Origin of the sequence: Mesorhizobium sp., from assembly GCF_004962245.1 — a bacterium.
GTDB lineage: Bacteria > Pseudomonadota > Alphaproteobacteria > Rhizobiales > Rhizobiaceae > Mesorhizobium.
Window position 1 is genome coordinate 146,492 of the sequence record NZ_SUHQ01000004.1, and the last position, 18,618, is coordinate 165,109.

Genomic DNA, 18,618 nt, shown 5'->3' on the forward strand with positions numbered 1-18,618 from the left:
TGGTACACATTGGTAAATTATTCGCGGCTCTGGTAAGGTTTTGTTAAGGGCCGACGTCGATAGTCGTGCGTAACTTGAGGGAGAAATCCCGTTCCTCGAAATCCCCAGAGGATCTGAATTCGCTCAAGCCCCCGTTGTGACAGCAATCCTATCATTCAAGGCGTCCGGTTGGACGCCTTTTCTTTATTCAGCGAGCACGCGGGTCGATGGAAAGGCGACTTCGACCAGAGTGCCCTCGCCGGGCGTCGAGTTGATGGTGAACCGGGCGCGGTTCGCCTCGACCATGGCCTTGGTCAGCGGCAGCCCGAGGCCGGTGCCGTCGCCACGCCCGCGCTTCAGCGCGTTGATCTGCTTGAACGGCTTGAGCGCCTGTTCGATCTCGGACTGGCTCATGCCGATGCCGGTGTCGCGCACGCGCATCACGACGTCGCCGGAGATCTCGTTGGCTGTCGATACGATCACCTGGCCGCCAGCCTGGGTGTAGCGGATGGCATTCGACAGGATGTTCAGCGCGATCTGGCGCACGCTACGCAGATCGGCCACCACTTCGGGCAGCCGTGAGGCGAAGCTGGAGCGGATGATGACACGTTCGCGATTGGCCTGCGGCTGCATCATCGCCACCGTCTCGGCCAGCGTGTCGTTGAGCGACACCGCCTCATAGGCCATCTCCTGCTGGCCGGCCTCGATCTTCGAAATGTCGAGCAGGTCGTTGACCAGGTCGAGTACATGGTTGCCCGACCGGTTGATGTCGCGCAGATAGTCACGGTAGCGATCATTGGCGACCGGCCCGAATTTCTCGTCGACCATCAGCTCTGAAAACCCGATGATGGCGTTGAGCGGCGTGCGGATCTCGTGGCTGATGCGGGCGAGGAAATCGGTCTTCTGCGACGACGCGCGCTCGGCCACCGCGCGCGCCTGGGTCAGATCCTCTTCAGCCCGCTTCCACTGGGTGATGTCGCGCACCACCGCGCAGAACCCGCTGTCGTTGGGCAGGCTGCCGATGGTCATGAACAGCGGAATGAAGCGCCCCTGCGCCTCGCGTCCGATCACCTCGCGGCCGTCGTTCAGAACGCTCGCCACGCCGGGCTCGGACAGCCCGTCGAGATAGTCGCGCGCTGCGCGCTGGCTTTCGATCGCAAACAGCGAGACGAAGGGTTTGCCGGTCACCTCGTCACTGTCGAAACCGAACAGCGCTTCTGCCGGGCGGCTGATCGAGCGGATCGTTCCGTCACGGCCGATTAGCACGACGCCGTCGGTCGCGGTGTCGATGATGGTGCGCATCTCGCCGATGCGTGCCTTGAGCTCGGCAATGTCCGGCTGCGTCTGGTCGTCGGAGGCGCCGTGGGGAATTGGTGCGTCGTCGTCGCCGGAGCGGCGCACGACCAGCATAAGCGCCTTGCCGCCACGCCATGGAACCGAGCGCAGAATGGCCTCGATCGGGAACTCCTGACCGTCATGCGTCTTCAACCGCAGCGCGCGATCGGTTCCGTCGGAGGCGCTGTCGTCGTAAGGGTCGGCAAACAGCGCGCCGAGGCCACCGGCGTCCTCCAGATCGTCGAGCGTGTCATAGCCGGTCAGGCTGAGGAATTCCTCATTCGCATAGTGGAGTTCGTCACCGGAATGGATGAGAAGGGGCACCGGCAGCTTGCCGAGGATAGAGATATCCGGAACCTTGTTGTCGTCTCCGGCCGAAAAAGCCGATGGCACGAACCCTTCGAGCTTGAGTGGCGGCACCTGCAGGCGCGGCCGCTCGACGGTCGCCGGCTCCACATCACCGGCAACGCCGACGTCATCGGACCGCGCCCAGTCCTCGCTGTCTTCCGCGTCGCGGAAATCGGCGGCCGTCATGCTGTCGTCGTCTTCGATGGCGGGCGATCGGCTGTCCGTGTCGGTGGGTTCAGCGATTTCCTGCGTCGCCTCGTCCAGCTCGGAACCCGGCGCACCGTCGCCGGTGTCGGCGGCATCGTCCCGGTCGGCGTAGTCGAGCAGCGAGCCTGAGATGCCGGGCACCGTTGATTCCGGCTGCTCGCCGTCGAGCCTTTCGACATCCTTCTCGTCTTCGGCATCGCTTTCGGGCGGTTCCGCGGCAGTCGATTCTACCGGTTTTTCGGCACCAGGCTTTTCGACATCGGGCTTTTCGGCCGGGGTTGTGCTGTCCCTCTTGAGCCGCTCGCCGATCTCACGGAATGCGCTGCGTTCCAGCGTCGACAGCCCCTTGTCGTTGGCCGGCTGCCTGTGCTCCGCCAGCCGGATAACCTTGTCGGCAAAACGCCGTTCCGGCTTCGGCACGATGGTCAGCGCCGGCACCTCGCCCTTGAACGGATCGTCGGTTTCCTCAGGCGCTTCGGGCGCAGTCTCCGTGACCTCCGGCTCGATGGCTGCGGGGCCAGCGCCATTGGGGACAAGCGCCATCCCGATCGCTTCCGGATCGGCCACCGCATCACCGATGCGGGCAACGCCGAAGCCGCGGAAACCTTCGAAGGCGCGGCTGCGGCCGTAGACGGGCAGCGCCGCCAGATCGACGGGTATCTTGAAATCGGTGCCGGCCACCGGCCACAGCACGGAGCGGCCGGACCAGGTGTCGCGCCGGTCGAGCAGGCCGGCGATCTCACCGGACGCGTCGAGGCCGAACGTGGCCGCGACGTCCCTGAAGCGCCTGCCGATCACATCGGCGGCAGGCTTGCCGACGATCTCCGCGAATTCCGGCGACAGGGCGCTGAACCTGCCCTCGGCGTCGGTGCGCCAGACGAAACGCAGGGGGGGAGCCGCTCGGTCGATCGCCGGGATGGGGCGTTCGGCCGGAGAGGCGGCCCCGGCGGCATCATCTTGTACGGTATTTCCCGCCGAGGCATCCGACACGGCCGGCGCCTCGGCCTGCCTGGACGCGTACGGCCGGCCCGGCACCTGCGCCTCATTCTCGTCGGGGCTGAAATACCAATGGTCATGCTGCGCGGGCGGTCCGCTGGCCGCGTCGGGGCTCTCCTCGGCCGCATCGGAAATGTCATGCTCCGCCGATGCCGGGATCTCTTCGACGGCCGCCGGGGCGATTTCCGTGACTGTCGTTGGCGGCGCGTTGTCCTGAACTGCTTCGGGCTGGACTGCGGCATCCGCCGCTGCCGTATCGGTACCGGTTTCCGTCTCCGCACCGCGCTCGCCAGCAGAGGCTTCGGCGTCAAGCTGGTCCTCGTCGATCACCACCAGCAGGTGCCGTTCATCCGTCAGCCGGGCGAGACCGGCCGGATAGGAAGTGGTGCCGCCTGGAACGAGGCGCTTGACGATACGGTCGCTCTCGCCCGCCACATCGGCCACAAGCGCCGCCAGCGTCTTGGGCAGGATGCCGAGCGCCGAAAAGCCATCCGACGCGGCCTCGATGTTGCCCTTGGCGTCAACGAAGGCGATGAAGTGACTGTCTTCTGTAAAGCCGCTGATGGCCCGAGTGGCGATCTCGGCAGCGCTGCGCGAGCCGGTCTGCGCCGCCGGCACCGTCAGCATGATTGCGTTTTCGCCGTCCGGCATCGTCACCGCGCTGGCCAGAAAGCCAACCGCGCGGCTGGTCAGGCCGGTCGCCAGCCGGACCGTGATGGCGCGGTCGCGGCCGATCTGTGGAAAACCGCTCGTCGCCATGATCTGGCGCCTGGCGATCAGCGGCAATCCTGTCGAAGCGCCTATGATGGCCTCGATGTCAGGGTAGCCGAACACCGCCGCCCCTGGGCCGTTGGCCCAGATCACCTGTTCGAGGTCTGCCGACAGAAGGGCGATCGCGTCGCCGGCGGCAAAGCGCTGGCGGACCTCGTCGAGCACGGCGACGTCGAGGAAAGAGTAGTTTTCGGACGGCATGCGCTTGGCGAACCCTCTTGGCACGAAGCCGGCAGTTTGCAGTTAACACTTTGTTAATAAAAGCCGACGGAACGAAGGTCCACAAGCCATAGCGTGCATCAGCAGGAATCTCTGGGCTCGTGGTTAACGCTGGGAAAGAATTCATGGTGCGCTGCAACAAAGATATTGCAATGCACAAAGTTTGCCTTTATATTGCCATCATACATGAACGAGACGGCTTTCCGTCAAAGCCGCTGCCACTGCAAAGGATGGAAAATGTCCAGGACCAAGACCGCCGAGACGATCGAAAACGTTGAATTCCCGAGCTTCGATGCTTCCAAGGCCACCGACCAGATCCGCGCTTTCGCCGAAAAGGGCGTCGAGCAGTCGAAAGAAGCCTACGCCAAGCTGAAGACCGGTGCCGAGGAGACCCAGAAGGCACTGGAGTCGACCTTCGAGACCGTCAAGACCGCTTCCAACGACCTCTCGCTCAAGACCATCGCTGCCCTGCGCGCCAACACCGAAGCCGGTTTTTCGCATCTCGAAGCCCTGATCGGCGCCAAGTCGCTGTCGGAGGCCGTCGAGTTGCAGACCGCATTCCTGCGCAAGCGCGTCGAGATGACCGTCGAGCAGGCAAAGGATTTCCAGACCGTCGCCTCCAAGGCGGCCGAGGACGTTTCCAAGCCGATCAAGACCGCCTTCGAGAAGGCGATGAAGGAAATTAAAGCCGCCTAATATTTGCGCATATTTCGAAGATGCAACAAAAGGTCGCATTTCTTCGAATAAGATTATGTGAGATATAGTGGTCAAAGTGAATACCCGGCGGGTGGAACCTCCTCCCTCTGCTCTCCGGGGTGACCAGCCAGCACCTCCTCCCGCTGGCTCGTAACAGGAAAAGGCCGGCACCTCCTCCCGCCGGCCTTTTTCTTTGCGCGGCGAAAGGTGACGCCGTCGCCGGGGCTATCTTTGCATTGCCAAAAGCCTTGAATTAAACTCCGATAGCCCGTATGGACGCATCGCCGAACGACAGAGCGGGTCCCAGAGAATTCCATCTCGGTCCCGCTCAGGCAAACGTGCCGTTGTAGCTCAGATGGTTAGAGCGCCGGATTGTGGATCCGGAGGTCGCTGGTTCGATCCCAGCCAACGGTACCATCGGCTACCTCTCCAAGTCATTATTTTTCCTGTAAAATTGCGCGCTGGTCGACTTGGCGCTTGCGCCATTTTGGCCTTTTGTTTGTGATACCTATTGTGATGCACAACGGTATCTTAAAGGCACGGGGAAGGCGACGCGAAGAGAATGATCCGGATCGCTTTCTGCAGCGGAGGGGCGATCGCTTTCACTACTACCGACGAGTCCCAAAGGAGCTAAGAGATCTCGATGGCCGCGGTGCATTCGTACGCCGTGCTTTGGACACGACTGACCAGTTGAAGGCGCGTACGTCGCGCGATCTCCACGAAGCTGCCGACAACGCTCCATGTCTTCTCTTATGTTGGGCGAAAACCCAGACGCTGCGCGTATTCGCTTCCAGCGCGCTATCAAGCGCGAAGAGGCACCAGTGTTCGTCTATCGGCCCCTCGCAGACATCCTCGTCGCCGAGCCGCTGGACGCCATGAACCTAGCATGTCCTATGCGTAGGGGACTTTCCTAGTGGAGTGAAGGCCTGCGTTCGGCTTGGGCTGTAATCTGCGGCTGCGACCTGGAAATGGGAAGCTCTCTGCCCGTCGGGGGGTTGGTAGCGGAGCGCGCTACCGCCTTTCCCCACATTCGCACTGTCTACTTCGTTGCAGTGGGTAAAAAGAGTTCCCATTTTCGTGTATACTGCGAAAGAAGCACCTCAAGGCGATGATCGAAAACGCGCTCTTGTTTTTTGATGGGCTCGACATCCTCAAAAGAGACCGAGCGTTTGCAGCAGGCTTTCGAATGTGACCTTTGGCTTATTACCTGTTTGCCTATCCAGGTGCATGTCGTCTTCGGACGACTGCTTGCGTATGTTGCTCGGGCTATACCCGAACTGCTGCGTGAAAGCTCGACTGAAATTCGCCGCTGAATCAAAGCCGATTGCTAGACCAACTTCGGCGACCTTTCGGGTGTCGGAAGGATCCGCTAACATTGCATGAGCTGCGGATAGACGTCGTCGGCGAATGTAATTCGCAACGCCGCCGGACGTTTCGAAAAGCTCATAGAGCCGTGTCCTCGAGGTCGCCAGTTCCCGGGCGAGAGCATCCGGTGTCAGGTCGGGCGAGGCAAGATTGCTCGAAATGAAGCGCCTCGCCCGCGTCATCAATCCGATTTGTGAAATCTGATCGTTGCCGTCATCACGATCCACCAAAGGTGTAACCGCGTCGAATACCATTTTCCGCAAACGATCCTTGATTCTCGGAAGGTCGTCTTGCGTGAAGCGATCGAGATTGGCTTCAACGCTTGACATAAGATCGATCAGCAGTTTGGCCCGGTGTCCACCCAAAACGACGTTGTTGCTCGCCGCCGGCAAGCTGCCACCATCGGCAAACAGATCGACGGGAACGATCAGGCTGATTGACTTCGTTGCCAGCGCCCGCCCGCTAAACGGATGGCCGAGCGAGCGGATTTCAATCATGCCCGGTTCATTTTGCGCGACACGTCCGTCAACTCCGGTCCAGGTGCGACCGGCACGGAGAACGGTGATCTGCCAATGGTCAATTGGACTGAACCGCACCGCGTCTGGCGAGCGTTCGTAACTGAAAGCCGGAACGGTTTGTTGCAACAAAAGCATACCGCCCAGATTCCACACCGCCTGCTGAACGACAAATCCATCCTCGGGATCAACATTGTCCGGCAGACGCGTATCCATCAATACTGCCATATGCTCCCGCCACGCAGCAAACTGCTGGATTGGTGGAAGGATTTCCGTCTCAAAGCGCAACGACGTCAGGACGGCCTTCTCCACCTCATCCTCACCGAGTGGATCCTGCGACATGCGCGGCCAGCGGCGACGTTCGACAGATGTCGACTCCGTGTCGTTAGGTGGGACCGTCTTATCCGACATCACTGCCTCCAGCCACGACCCGGAAGGCCGCAACGTCGCGTCCCACAACGGTCGTAGTCAGCGTCGCATAGCCGTCTCTCCCCGCCTGCTTGACCTTGTAGAGTGCCACGTCGGCGTGAGCCAGAACATCGATATCTGCCCTGACGTCGCTTGCATCACGTGCGGCAATGCCACTGCTGACCGACATACTGAGGAATTGGCCGTCGCATTTGAATGACGAACGACGGATCAGCGGGACGAGTCCGTGCGCGACTTCCGTAGCTTCTGCTTCTTCCGTTCCCGGCATTAGCAGGGAAAATTCGTCACCGCCCGTGCGAGCCAGAACATCGCTGCCGTGCACAACTCCGGATGCTACTTTTGCATAATGGATAAGCGCCTCATCACCGACCGCATGGCCATATTCGTCATTCCACTGTTTGAAGCGATCGATATCAATCATCATCACCGAATAGGGCGTCCCATCTTTGGAAAATTTATGCTCAGCCTGCGTCAGACGACCCATGAAATACCTGCGGTTTGGCAAATTGGTTAATTCGTCGGTCTCAGCGACTTTCACCATCTCACTATGGAGGCGGTTGAGCGCCATCACAATGAATCCGAAATGCCAGGCGACACCGCTGTAGATCACGCAGACCAGTGCATAGCTTTCGATGGTGAAATAAAGTTGCTGATCGTATTTGCCTACCCATGCGGCAAAATTCAAAACCGCCTCAATGGCATGACCTCCAATGCCGAGCAGTATAACGGCAACAGCAATCTGGCCGCCAAACCCAATGCGGCGCTGCTTCAGGAGATGCGCCACCGTCGCCGCCATGGGGAGGGACTGACCGACCGCATAGACGACATTCCGACCCTGCCAGCTGCATGGAAAAACGACATGAAGGCAAAGCTTACTATGGAAATGATAAGCGCCGCTCTCCAACCTCCTTCGTTGCCGTAGAAATAGCGCGCGCCGATTCAGGTCAGGCAAAAGGAATAGATAATGATGGTGTTGCCGATGACTGCAGGCCAGAAAGCACCTTCATTACCCTGAATGGAAAGAACGATCCCTCCGATACAGGCCAGAAATATTGAGGTGAGCCAAATCCGGGAAGGGCACGAAATCACGATGGGTCGCGGCAACTGCAGCCAATATTACGCAGAAAGCCATGGAGTTTAATTAATATAACGACGTAGATCGTCAGAAAATCCAGCTGTATCGTGCAAATCGTCACCTGCAGTCCAACGTGTATTGTTAAATTACAATAAAAATCACCAGATATATTTAAGGATCGCTGTTTGTGTATTAGTTAATTTTATCGCACCAAGTCAACAAAGCGTAGGCCTTAGCGGCTCGATCCTGAACCGGCCATGAATGGGTTTCTTGGCTCGCTTCGAGATAAAGGCCTTTTGGCGGCATCGATCTCGGCACAGTCAATCGAATCGCTTGAAGCCCACCGTCTCCATCAAAAAACAATGTCTGCGGCGGGTCAGCTGCAAAAATGGACGCTTTGAAAAGTTTCCGGATTCCCTGATATCGCAACGTAGGAACCGCGGAGGTATTAGAAATCATCAGATTCACTACAGGAAGAAAACCTGAAGTCTCAGTGCATTTTAGACACCTACATGTCTTCCTTTTGGCACTGATGGTTTTTATGAATGAGGGCTCCCGTGAGTATCGTATTTCAGTCTGCAAAGTTGCAATCTGATATTTCCTCGCAACGGAGGGTACTTGTCGCAGGCGGGGCCGGCTTTCTCGGATCACATCTGTGCGAACGTCTTTTGCATGACGGCCATTCTGTTATCTGCGTAGACAATTTTTCTACGGGGCGGCTAGAGAATTTGCGCCACCTCCTGAGCTACGACACGTTCAGCTTTGTGCGCCACGATATCGTGGAACGGCTCGATCTGCCGGTCAACGAGATCTACAATCTCGCCTGCCCGGCTTCACCGCCGCACTATCAGGCCGATCCGGTTCATACGATGAAGACGAACGTGATCGGGTCGCTCAATCTTCTGGAACTGGCAGCACGTTACCAGGCGCGGATTTTCCAGGCTTCTACCTCGGAAGTCTACGGCGATCCCCATGTGCATCCGCAGCCCGAAAGCTATTGGGGCAATGTCAATTCCTTCGGTCCGCGCTCTTGTTATGATGAAGGAAAGCGCTCTGCCGAGACTCTGTTCTACGATTTTCATCAGCAATACGGCGTCGACATCCGTATCGTGCGCATCTTCAACACCTATGGTCCGCGTATGCGCCCGGACGACGGCCGGGTCGTTTCCAACTTCATCGTGCAGGCGCTCAAGGGCGAGGACATCACCGTTTACGGCGACGGGTCGCAGACCCGTTCCTTCTGTTACGTGGACGATCTGATCGAAGGCTTCTACCGGCTCATGTACAGCCCTCAGGCGATCCACACGCCTGTCAACATCGGCAATCCCGGCGAATTTACGGTCGGTGAGTTGGCCGAGCAGATCGTGGGAATGACCGGCTCGAGTTCCAAAGTCGTCTATCACCCGTTGCCCGTGGACGATCCGCGCCAGCGTCGGCCCGACATCACAGTGGCCCAGAGAGAACTTGGATGGGAGCCGACCGTGGCGTTGGCCGATGGGCTGAAGTCGACGATCGCTTATTTCGAACGGCAGTTGAGGAAGCCCTCCGGAAAGCTGGCGGAGGCCGCCTGATGTCCGGCAAGAACGTACTTGTCGTTGGCGGCGCCGGCTTTATCGGCAGCCATACAGCCAAGCTTTTGGCCAGGCAGGGTTATGATCCGATTGTCTACGACAATCTATCCACGGGTCATCGGTCAGCCGTCCGATGGGGCGCCTTCGTTGAAGGCAACATCCTTGACTCGGAACGGTTGACCCAAGTCATGGAGGAGTATCGCCCTATCGGGGTGATCCATTTTGCTGCAGCGGCCTATGTCGGCGAATCCGTGGAGAAACCGGCAAAATATTATCAGAACAACGTCAGCGGGACCCAATCGCTGCTGGACGCCTGCCAGGGAAGCGGAACGCGCAATGTCATCTTCTCGTCGAGCTGCGCTACCTATGGCATTCCGGATCGCTTGCCGATCCGCGAGGGCGAGAGCCAGCGCCCGATCAATCCTTATGGGCGCACGAAGCTCATCGCGGAGCAGATGCTTGCCGATTATTCGGCTGCCTATGGGCTGCGCTATGTGGCGCTGCGTTATTTCAATGCGTCCGGCGCGGATATCGACGGGGAAATCGGCGAGATGCACGATCCAGAAACGCATCTCATTCCGCGAGCCATGATGGCCGCTGCAGGCAGGATCGATTTTCTCGAAGTCTATGGCCATGATTACGATACGCCCGACGGCACCTGCATTCGCGACTATATTCATGTCGCGGATCTGGCGCGCGCGCATGTGCTGGCGCTCGAACATCTGATCAACTGCGGTGGCAATCTGGCCGTCAATCTTGGCAGTGGGCGTGGTACATCCATTAAGGAAATTCTCGAAGCGATCAGCCAGCTGACAGGTCGTAACGTGCCGGTCGAGATGCGCGCCCGTCGTGCGGGCGATCCTCCGGTGCTTTATGCCGATCCGGCACTCGCTGCCGAAAAACTTGGCTTTCAGGCGCTCTATTCCGATCTCGATACGATAATTCGCACGGCGGCTCCCTTCTTCGGGCTCGAGGTGCGCTCATGAGAACGTCGCGCATCGCGCTGTCCGTTGACAGGGAAGAACCCTTGATGGTGCCGGTCTTCATCGGCCGAAAGCGCATCGAGTACATTATGGGTGCGGTTTTGTGGGCGATGGCCGTCGCATTCTTCTGGCAATGGTGGGTTTTCGGAGCCACCCACATCAACTTGGTCGGCTCAATTCTGGTGACGGCGCTTCTGGCGTGGATAACGCTTTTGCCAGGCTACTTCATCACCATTTTCTTCAATGCACGCCGGCCGCATGGACCGCTGCGTATTCCCTCAGGAAGTCGCGTGGCCATGGTGGTCACCAAGGCTCCCTCAGAGCCTTTTGAGGTGGTGGCCGAAACCTTGCAGGCCATGTTAGCCCAGAACGTGCCTCACGACACGTGGCTGGCTGATGAGGATCCATCGCCCGCAACGCTCGCATGGTGCCGCGAACAGGGCGTATTCGTTTCCACCCGCAAAAGTCGCGCCGACTACCATCGCCAGTCCTGGCCTCGCCGCACGCGGTGCAAGGAAGGCAACCTTGCCTTCTTCTACGATCATTATGGCTACGACCGATATGATTTTGTGTCGCAGCTCGATGCCGATCATGTTCCCGAACCGGACTACCTATATAACATGTTGCGGCCTTTTGCCGATCCGACAATCGGATATGTTTCCGCGCCTAGCATTTGCGACCGCAATGCACATGAAAGCTGGTCCGCGCGTGGCCGCCTCTACATCGAAGCGAGCATGCATGGGTCACTGCAAGCCGGATACAATAATGGCTTCGCGCCCGTATGCATCGGTTCGCACTATGCAGTGCGCACAGCGGCACTGAAGGAAATCGGTGGGCTGGGGCCAGAACTCGCCGAGGATCATTCCACAACGCTCTTCATGAATGCCCATGGTTGGCGAGGGGCCCATGCGCTTGATGCCATCGCCCATGGCGACGGTCCACGGACGTTTGCCGATCTCGTCACGCAGGAGTTCCAGTGGTCGCGGAGCCTGGTGACGATCCTGCTGCAATATTCACCAAAACTTATCGGAAACTTGCCGCTGCGTTTGAAGGTTCAATTTCTGTTTTCGCAGTTCTGGTATCCGCTTTATGCCTTTTTTCTTGCCATGACATTCCTGTTGCCCGTTATTGTACTGATCCAAGGCGATAATTTCATCAACGTCACTTATCCAGAGTTTCTGCTCCATTTCGTGCCGCAGTCGCTTATGATCCTGCTTTTGGCATTCTGGTGGCGGTCGAGTCGCACATTTCGGCCTATCGACGGCAAGATTTTCAGTTGGGAAGCGATGCTGTTTCTGCTGGCGCGCTGGCCGTGGGTTCTGGCTGGGACCTTTGCCGCGTTCCGTGACTGGATGACCGGATCCTTCGTTGATTTTCGCGTCACGCCAAAAGGCACTTCTGAAGTCGATCCGCTACCGTTTCGCGTGCTGGCGCCGTATGCCTTCGTGGTCGTGATCTCCATTCTGCCGGTCGTGTTCGTGCAGGATGCGTATCAAACGCGCGGCTTCTTCGTCTTCGCCATCATCAATGCATGCTTTTACTTGCTGCTGATATTCATGATCTTGCTGCAGCATGGCCGGGAGAATGACGTACGGATGAAAAGCCGCGCTTATCACCCCGCGTTGGCAAGCGGTTTCATGGCCCTTTTGATGGTTACCAGCTTCGCCACGGTCGAGCGTGGACGCGACGGCATCGAGGCGCTCGCCTGGGGAACCAAAAGCTTTTCCCTGTTCGACGACAGCTTCTCAATTGCCGGCGCAGGCGTTGGTGGTCGCGCTGTTCACAAAACCATCTTCAATCCACGTTGGCGCACCAACGCTCCCAGCAATCCAGACCAATAATAAAGGCAATCAGCACATGAAGATCGCAATCATTGGAACAGGCTATGTCGGATTGGTCAGCGGCACATGCTTCGCGGCCTGGGGCCACGAAGTTGCATGTGTGGACAAGAACGATCAGAAAATAGATGGCCTCGAACGCGGCATCGTACCGATTTACGAGCCCGGTCTGGATGGACTGGTGGAACGCAATTCGGCGGCAGGCCGTTTGAGCTTCACGTGCAATCTGGCTGAAGCGGTAAAGGGGGCATCGGTCGTTTTCATCGCGGTTGGGACGCCACCGCGAGCCGGTCATGGGGATGCCGATCTGTCGTTTGTTTATATGGCCGCGCGTGAACTTGCGCCGCTGATCGACGACGGCGCCGTGGTGGTGGTGAAGTCCACCGTTCCGGTGGGCACCGGCGATGTTGTTCAGAAGATCATCGGATCTGTACGTACGGCCGGAACTTTCTCTGTTGCGTCCAATCCGGAATTCCTGCGCGAAGGCGTCGCCATCCGGGATTTTTTGGAACCCGATCGTGTCGTGATCGGTGTTGAGGATGAGCGGGCACGCAACGTTCTCATGGAACTCTATGGTGCACCTCTCGAAGCACAAAAGACGCCGATCGTCGTCACCCAGCGTCGCACTTCCGAACTGATCAAATATGCTGCCAATGCATTCCTGGCGACCAAGATTACATTCATCAATGAATTGGCCGATCTTTGCGAGCAAGTCGGCAGCAATGTCGGAGAACTCGCGCTGGGCATGGGTCTCGACAAGCGCATCGGCACAAGCTTCCTCAATGCCGGCCCGGGCTACGGAGGCTCTTGTTTCCCGAAGGACACGATGGCTCTTCTGCGTACAGCGCAGGATTATGGCGTAGCGGTTCGGATCGTTGAGGAAACAGTAACCGCCAATGAAGCACGCAAGCGCCGCATGGCTTTGAAGGTGATGGACGCTCTGGGCGGCGACGTCGAAGGGCGGACGATCGCGGTTCTGGGGCTCACCTTCAAACCCGATACGGACGATATGCGCGATGCGCCCTCTGTTCCGCTTATCGAAACCTTGCAGCGTTTCGGCGCCAAGATCCGTGCCCATGATCCCGTGGGCATGGAGAATGCGGGTCACCTCCTGTCCGAAGTCGAATTTTTTGACGATCCCTATGCATGCGCGTGCAACGCCGAAGCTGTGGTCGTCATCACGGAATGGGACAGCATTCGAAAGCTCGATCTCGTGCGCCTGAAGAAGATCATGCGCCAGGCGGTCTTGATCGATCTCAGGAATGCCTTTGAACCAGGCGTTGCGGAAAAGATTGGCTTCCGTGTTTCGGCCATCGGTCGCTCAGCTACGACCCAGCATGACAATACCCCGGCCGCGCTGCCTCATGCGACCGGACACGCCCATCGAGGACAAACGGCGGGCGCCGCTCATCTCGAGATGGCAGGAGGTTCCGGTGGCACTTTCTAAATCTGAAAGGGCTCTATTGCTGTCAGGTTTCCGGATGCTGACAGCAGTCGCTTGGGCAGTGTCCTGCATTGCTGCACCGGCCTTTGCCTCTTCCTCACAGGTTTCCGTTCTGCCGGAAGGGGCACGTCGCATGACAGCAGGCGAAATCTACGATCTCTATAGAGACAAAAGCTGGCAGTGGGACAGCGGAGCCGGACGAATGGTGGGCGCGGGCCGGCAATTTTCGGCATGGATCGACGGTGAGACGGGCAAATCCTGGGCGGAAGGCCGCTGGATCATCACCGAGACAGGTTGGATGTGTCTCAACGCGACATGGCATTCCGAACAGGGTGTATTTCCCGCTAAGACCTGCTTTTCGCATCGCATCGATAATGGAACGATCTATCAGAAGCGCGAGCCCGCTGGTGAGTGGTATGCGTTCCGTAACGCCGAGGTCCACCAAGACGACGAGGCCAGCAAGCTAGTGTCCACCGATCTGGTTTCCCGTCAACTCGATGCCATCAAAGCCGCGCTTGGTGCGGCACAGCAATCTGAACAGTAAAAAAGGAGGGGGTCTTGAAAAGTCTCTTTAAACTATCAGCAGCCTTGCTTTGCGGCGCATGCATTTCCGGTGGTGTCTATGCAGCCAGCGGCGTGTCGGGAGCGAGTGTCGACAGCCGCAATCAGTTTCGGGACAAGCGTCCCATCATCACGGCTGACTCCGTAACCCCCGGCGCCTACGATCCGCACGCGGATTATACCAACGATTCTAACTCAAAAATCGAACACCTTTTTCTTCCCTGGGAAGATGTGGATCTGGCAACGCTCAGCGCCGCAGATGCCTATGCGCGTGAGCGTGGACGTTCCCTGTTGATCACGGTCGAGCCGTGGTCCTGGGCGCGGGACTGGCGTGTAGGTCCTGAGGATTTGCTCGCCGGGGTTTTGAGCGGGCGCTACGATGCCAATATGTCAGCGGTCTGCTCTGCGGCGGCGCAGCTGAAAAGCCCCGTCACTATCCGCTGGGCGCAGGAAATGGAAGATAATGACGGGCAATTCACTTGGGCTTTCTGGAATGCTGAAGGTTATGTGAACGCCTACAGGCATGTCATCGACATATGTCGCAAGCATCTTCCGTCGGCCCAATACATGTGGTCACCGAAAGGAGAAGAAGGACTGGAAGCCTTCTATCCTGGCGACAAGTATGTCGACATTATCGGTCTGTCCGTCTTTGGCTATCAGCCCTATGACAAGCTGGAGGTCGGTCGTGATACGACTTTTGTGGAGCGCACAAAGCCGGGTTATGACCGTGTGACGGGCTTCGGCAAACCAATCGCCATTGCGGAGCTTGGCTACGAAGGTAACGACGAATATGTTCGTGACTGGGCCGCGGAAGCAAACAAGCCGCATGCCGAGTTCCCGGACATGACAGCCGTTGTCTACTTCAACGATCTTGAAGTCTATCCATGGCCGAGAAAGGTCGGCCGGCCTGATTGGCGCGTGGCCAACCATCCGCTGGACTGATCCAGGTCGTTCGACAGAGTGGTTCGGCTTTTCACCATATTGCCGAACCGCTCCATCCCTTTGTTTATATGCGGTTCCAACGCAGGACTCTTACGCAGTCTTACTGGAATTGCCTTGTTGGACAGGAAGTAAAATGTTTTCGATCCGTTCGATTATCTCAAGTGCGGCGCTGTTTGTGTTCTTGCTTGCAGGCAATGCCTACGCCGCTCCCAAACAACCGGCGGGCGACGCTATAGCAAAACGCGCCGCTGCCGCGACGCCGATGAAGGCCTCAGCGATTGAAAAGCTCTATGCCGGCCGCACCTGGAAATGGCAAAACGGCGGTGGGTTCTATTCTGCGGAGACAACTGCTCGCGGGCTGTTCTCTGCAAATCGGAAGCCGTTCGCCGCTTGGTCGCGCAAACGGGCAGCCTCGTCCTATGCGGAGGGAAACTGGTATGCGACCAATAGGGGCAGGCTCTGCATGCGCGCTCTCTGGACCAGCAAAGCAGCGAAAGGGAGTCTGGAAAGAAGCGGTGCAATCACATGTTTCCTGCACCGTGAAAAAGACGGCGTCGTTTATCAGAAGCCTTCCATCGGTGGGAAATGGTATGTCTTTCGTCACAATCCCGCTCGTCGGGACGATGAAGCGCGCAAACTGGTCAAAGGTGATCGGGTAAGCAAAGAAGTTTCGCGTCTTAAGGCGAATTCTCGATAACCGCGCAAACGGAGCCGCCGCGGCCTTCAGGCGCGGCGGCTTCTGTCAAAACCGGGTCCAATATCAAACGCCTGGCTGATTCGAGAACCCTCGTGTGTAGCAACGCGCTTTCTGACCAAAGCCGCTCGGAGTGCAGACATAGGGGTTGCTGTTCAAGTATCGGGACGCCGATATTTTAACGACCTTGCCGACGGGTTTTTTGTTGTAGCGAACATCGTTGTTAACCCGATATTTGACAAGGTAGACGGACCGTGTCTCTTCCTTCGGCTTACGCATTTCACCTGCTTGCACGTTTGCGCCGAGAACCACGGAAACAGCAAGCCCGATCGCGGCAATCGCCACTCTTCTAAAACGGTTCCGATGCGCAGCAGAAAACGTCATGTGGTAGCCCTCCAATGTTATTGTTCTGGAGTGCGTTATACCCACAGGACTTTAGGTTCTGGTTTGAATTATCTTGATAAATTTAGACAAAATGTTGCATTCCTCGTGCCTCAAGTGGGGCGATTTGACCAAATGAGGCCGGCGGTGTGTCCGCCGATGCGCGTGAGCGTTGGCAGAAATAGCTCCCAAGAAGGGCGCATTCGACATCTCGCCTTACCAAGACGACGTTCCGCGCCGGCAAGGAACCTGCCCGCTGGAGGCGTATAATTCCTACCTATGCTGCTGCGCTGTGGAATATGCTCGCCCGTCGACGGCGATAGTGTGCCATCCAGACTCTTAGCGCGACGGAAAGAAGCAGGATGGCGAGCAGGGTCGACATTGCATGAGGATATCCCTATATAGCGGCGGCTTCGACGGCTCACCTCGATTTGTGCCGGTGGGAGTGCCGTGGATGCGTCACGTATTGTGACACCTATTGTGATGCAAATCGGCCTTGAGGCCGGGAAAAAGCAAATAGAAACAGTATCTCAGGGTCGCAAGCGATCCCAGCCAACGGTAGCGGTCCCCTCGAGAACTAGAATCTCCTCAAGACTAGAACATGCTCCTTGAACCTTCGATTTCCTTCAGCTCTGTGGAGCTTGGACAAGATCGGCTTGCCGGGTGACGACGACTCGGTTGGAATGGGAGCATGCATCTTTTCGGGGATGCTGATGTTTATGATTACCAACCGGCGCAGCCGCCAGGGAACAGCAGTATGAGTGAACACGCGATCGAGTTCTTGCAGGAGTGGATCGGCGAAAAGGTCCATTGCCAGTCCTCGTCGGACAGGATCGAGGAGCAGGCCGAGACCCTCGCCAAGGAATGCGCCGCCAAGGCGGCCGAGGCCGGCATACCGCTGGAGGACATCCAGGAAGAGGTCGGCGACATTCAGGAGCTTATCGCGTCGAAGCTGGAAGAGGCTGCCGAAGCCGACGAGGAAGAGAAGAATTCGGGCAAGCCTGCCGAATAATATGCCGGACCGGGCCAAACGGCCGGGAAGGCAGCTGTTTCCAGCCTCGACAATTTCCAGGACCTATGCGGCGCGTGTGTCGTGCCACGCAGTCCTACTTCCGCTGACTCGCCCCAATTTTATCTTCGAGCCACGCCTTCGGCAGCGCCGGCACGAAATTGCCGTCGCGCCCGGTCATGTCGTCATTGGCGACCAGCGCATTGAGGATCGCTTCCTCCACGCTCTCGATCACGGCGTCGAAGAACGGATCGATGTCGGTATCCGGAATAAAATCGGCGCTGGCGATGCGGCCTGACAGAGCCAGTGCCGCCTCGGAATTGGCGGTCGAAAAGGCCAGAAAAATATCGCCCGAGCTATGATAGCCGAAACCGCCGGTCATCGCGACGCCGAGCGGCACCCGGCGGGCCAGCCGCTTCATCTGGTGCGGCAGGAAGGGCGCATTGGTGGCGACGACGCCGATGATCGAGCCTTTTTCGGCGCGCGGCGTGCACTCGCGGACCGCCGGTTCCACGAGATCGGGCCAGGCGCGCAAGCCGCGAAGGGTAAGATTGCTTCGATTGCCGAAATTCGCCTGCACGAACGCGCCGACCGTGTAGGGCTTGCCTTGCCATTCGACGATGCGCGATGCCGTGCCGGAGCCTGCCTTGAAACCGAAGGCGATCATGCCGGTGCCGCCGCCGACGCTGCCTTCCTCGATCGATCCGCTGGTCGCGCCGTCGAGTGCCGCGGCAACATGCTCGAACCTGAGATGGTGGCCGTTGATGTCGTTCAGGAAACCGTCATAGGTTTCCGCCGCCACCGGCAGGCCCCAGGCGCTGTCGAGCGCGGCCGGCAGCACGCGCTGCATCCAGCGCAGCGTTCCATCGCGTGAAACACCGCAGGAATGCGTGTTGGTGATGGTAATCGGAAAATTGAAGGCACCGGTTTCCTCGATGATGTGCGAGCCGGTCAATTCGCCGTTGCCGTTCTGGCTGAAGAAGCCGGCAAAAACCGGCGTGGCCAGATTGGCGCGCGGTCTGGGCAGGATCGCGGTCACGCCGGTGCGTACCGGTCCCTTGCCGACCGCCAGCGGACCATCGCCCGAAATCAGTGTCGAATAACCGACCGCAACGCCAGGCACGTCGGTGATGGCGTTGAACGGTCCGGGCGTGCCGTCAAAACCTATGCCGAAGGCTCTCGCGCGCGGCCTGCCGGAAGGCGTCGTCTGATGATGTGGATTGCCGATCATTGCCATCCAGAAGTCATTGCCATCCAGAA

Annotated in this window: 16 protein-coding genes and 1 tRNA gene; 12 read left to right on the forward strand and 5 right to left on the reverse strand. The window is 58.4% G+C overall.

What is annotated here, in order from left to right:
• Positions 1-183: 183 nt before the first annotated feature.
• Entirely contained in the window at positions 184-3,837 is a 3,654-nt protein-coding gene (locus tag E5X88_RS06020; RefSeq protein WP_292159249.1) for a PAS domain S-box protein, read from the reverse strand.
• 255 nt (positions 3,838-4,092) lie between these two features.
• Between E5X88_RS06020 and E5X88_RS06025 the strand changes: the two genes are divergently transcribed.
• The 3 genes from E5X88_RS06025 to E5X88_RS33615 all read left to right on the forward strand — a co-directional run bounded on the left by E5X88_RS06025 (position 4,093) and on the right by E5X88_RS33615 (position 5,430).
• Entirely contained in the window at positions 4,093-4,551 is a 459-nt protein-coding gene (locus tag E5X88_RS06025; protein ID WP_292159251.1) for a phasin, read from the forward strand.
• Between the two features lie 340 nt (positions 4,552-4,891).
• Positions 4,892-4,968: transfer RNA gene (locus E5X88_RS06030), tRNA-His, on the forward strand.
• Positions 4,969-5,067: 99 nt separating this feature from the next.
• A complete protein-coding gene (locus E5X88_RS33615; protein ID WP_366664797.1) occupies positions 5,068-5,430 on the forward strand; it encodes a DUF6538 domain-containing protein in 363 nt (120 codons plus the stop codon).
• Between the two features lie 272 nt (positions 5,431-5,702).
• On the opposite strand, the gene E5X88_RS06035 is transcribed toward E5X88_RS33615, so the two are convergent.
• Entirely contained in the window at positions 5,703-6,842 is a 1,140-nt protein-coding gene (locus E5X88_RS06035) for a helix-turn-helix domain-containing protein (RefSeq protein ID WP_292159253.1), read from the reverse strand.
• On the reverse strand, positions 6,832-7,656 hold the full coding sequence (locus tag E5X88_RS06040; RefSeq protein WP_292159255.1) for a GGDEF domain-containing protein: 825 nt from the start codon (positions 7,654-7,656) through the stop codon (positions 6,832-6,834). The genes E5X88_RS06035 and E5X88_RS06040 overlap by 11 nt, the downstream gene beginning before the upstream one ends.
• Positions 7,657-7,706: 50 nt before the next feature.
• On the opposite strand from E5X88_RS06040, the gene E5X88_RS06045 reads away from it, so the two are divergent.
• The 8 genes from E5X88_RS06045 (at position 7,707) to E5X88_RS06080 (ending at position 15,971) form a co-directional block, all read left to right on the forward strand.
• On the forward strand, positions 7,707-7,916 hold the full coding sequence (locus tag E5X88_RS06045) for a hypothetical protein (RefSeq protein ID WP_292159257.1): 210 nt from the start codon (positions 7,707-7,709) through the stop codon (positions 7,914-7,916).
• A 564-nt stretch (positions 7,917-8,480) separates the two neighbouring features.
• A complete protein-coding gene (locus E5X88_RS06050; protein ID WP_292159259.1) occupies positions 8,481-9,506 on the forward strand; it encodes a UDP-glucuronic acid decarboxylase family protein in 1,026 nt (341 codons plus the stop codon).
• Positions 9,506-10,492, forward strand: a complete 987-nt coding sequence (galE, locus tag E5X88_RS06055; protein WP_292159261.1) for a UDP-glucose 4-epimerase GalE — start codon at positions 9,506-9,508, stop codon at positions 10,490-10,492. Before E5X88_RS06050 ends, galE begins: the two co-directional genes overlap by 1 nt.
• Entirely contained in the window at positions 10,489-12,330 is a 1,842-nt protein-coding gene (locus tag E5X88_RS06060; RefSeq protein ID WP_292159264.1) for a glycosyltransferase family 2 protein, read from the forward strand. Before galE ends, E5X88_RS06060 begins: the two co-directional genes overlap by 4 nt.
• 16 nt (positions 12,331-12,346) lie before the next feature.
• On the forward strand, positions 12,347-13,774 hold the full coding sequence (locus tag E5X88_RS06065; RefSeq protein WP_292159266.1) for a UDP-glucose/GDP-mannose dehydrogenase family protein: 1,428 nt from the start codon (positions 12,347-12,349) through the stop codon (positions 13,772-13,774).
• Between the two features lie 34 nt (positions 13,775-13,808).
• On the forward strand, positions 13,809-14,315 hold the full coding sequence (locus tag E5X88_RS06070; RefSeq protein ID WP_366664800.1) for a DUF995 domain-containing protein: 507 nt from the start codon (positions 13,809-13,811) through the stop codon (positions 14,313-14,315).
• Positions 14,316-14,329: 14 nt separating this feature from the next.
• A complete protein-coding gene (locus E5X88_RS06075; RefSeq protein ID WP_292159270.1) occupies positions 14,330-15,274 on the forward strand; it encodes a glycoside hydrolase family 26 protein in 945 nt (314 codons plus the stop codon).
• A gap of 133 nt (positions 15,275-15,407) precedes the next feature.
• The gene (locus E5X88_RS06080) at positions 15,408-15,971 is read left to right on the forward strand and encodes a DUF995 domain-containing protein (protein ID WP_292159272.1); all 564 of its coding nucleotides are present in this window, start codon (positions 15,408-15,410) and stop codon (positions 15,969-15,971) included.
• 63 nt (positions 15,972-16,034) lie between these two features.
• On the opposite strand, the gene E5X88_RS06085 is transcribed toward E5X88_RS06080, so the two are convergent.
• Entirely contained in the window at positions 16,035-16,352 is a 318-nt protein-coding gene (locus tag E5X88_RS06085) for a hypothetical protein (RefSeq protein ID WP_292159274.1), read from the reverse strand.
• Positions 16,353-17,106: 754 nt separating this feature from the next.
• Between E5X88_RS06085 and E5X88_RS06090 the strand changes: the two genes are divergently transcribed.
• Complete coding sequence (locus tag E5X88_RS06090; RefSeq protein ID WP_292159276.1) at positions 17,107-17,361, forward strand: hypothetical protein; 255 nt, start codon at positions 17,107-17,109, stop codon at positions 17,359-17,361.
• A gap of 94 nt (positions 17,362-17,455) precedes the next feature.
• Here E5X88_RS06090 and E5X88_RS06095 read toward each other — a convergent pair whose 3' ends face one another.
• The gene (locus tag E5X88_RS06095) at positions 17,456-18,589 is read right to left on the reverse strand and encodes a P1 family peptidase (protein ID WP_292159478.1); all 1,134 of its coding nucleotides are present in this window, start codon (positions 18,587-18,589) and stop codon (positions 17,456-17,458) included.
• Positions 18,590-18,618: the final 29 nt, after the last annotated feature.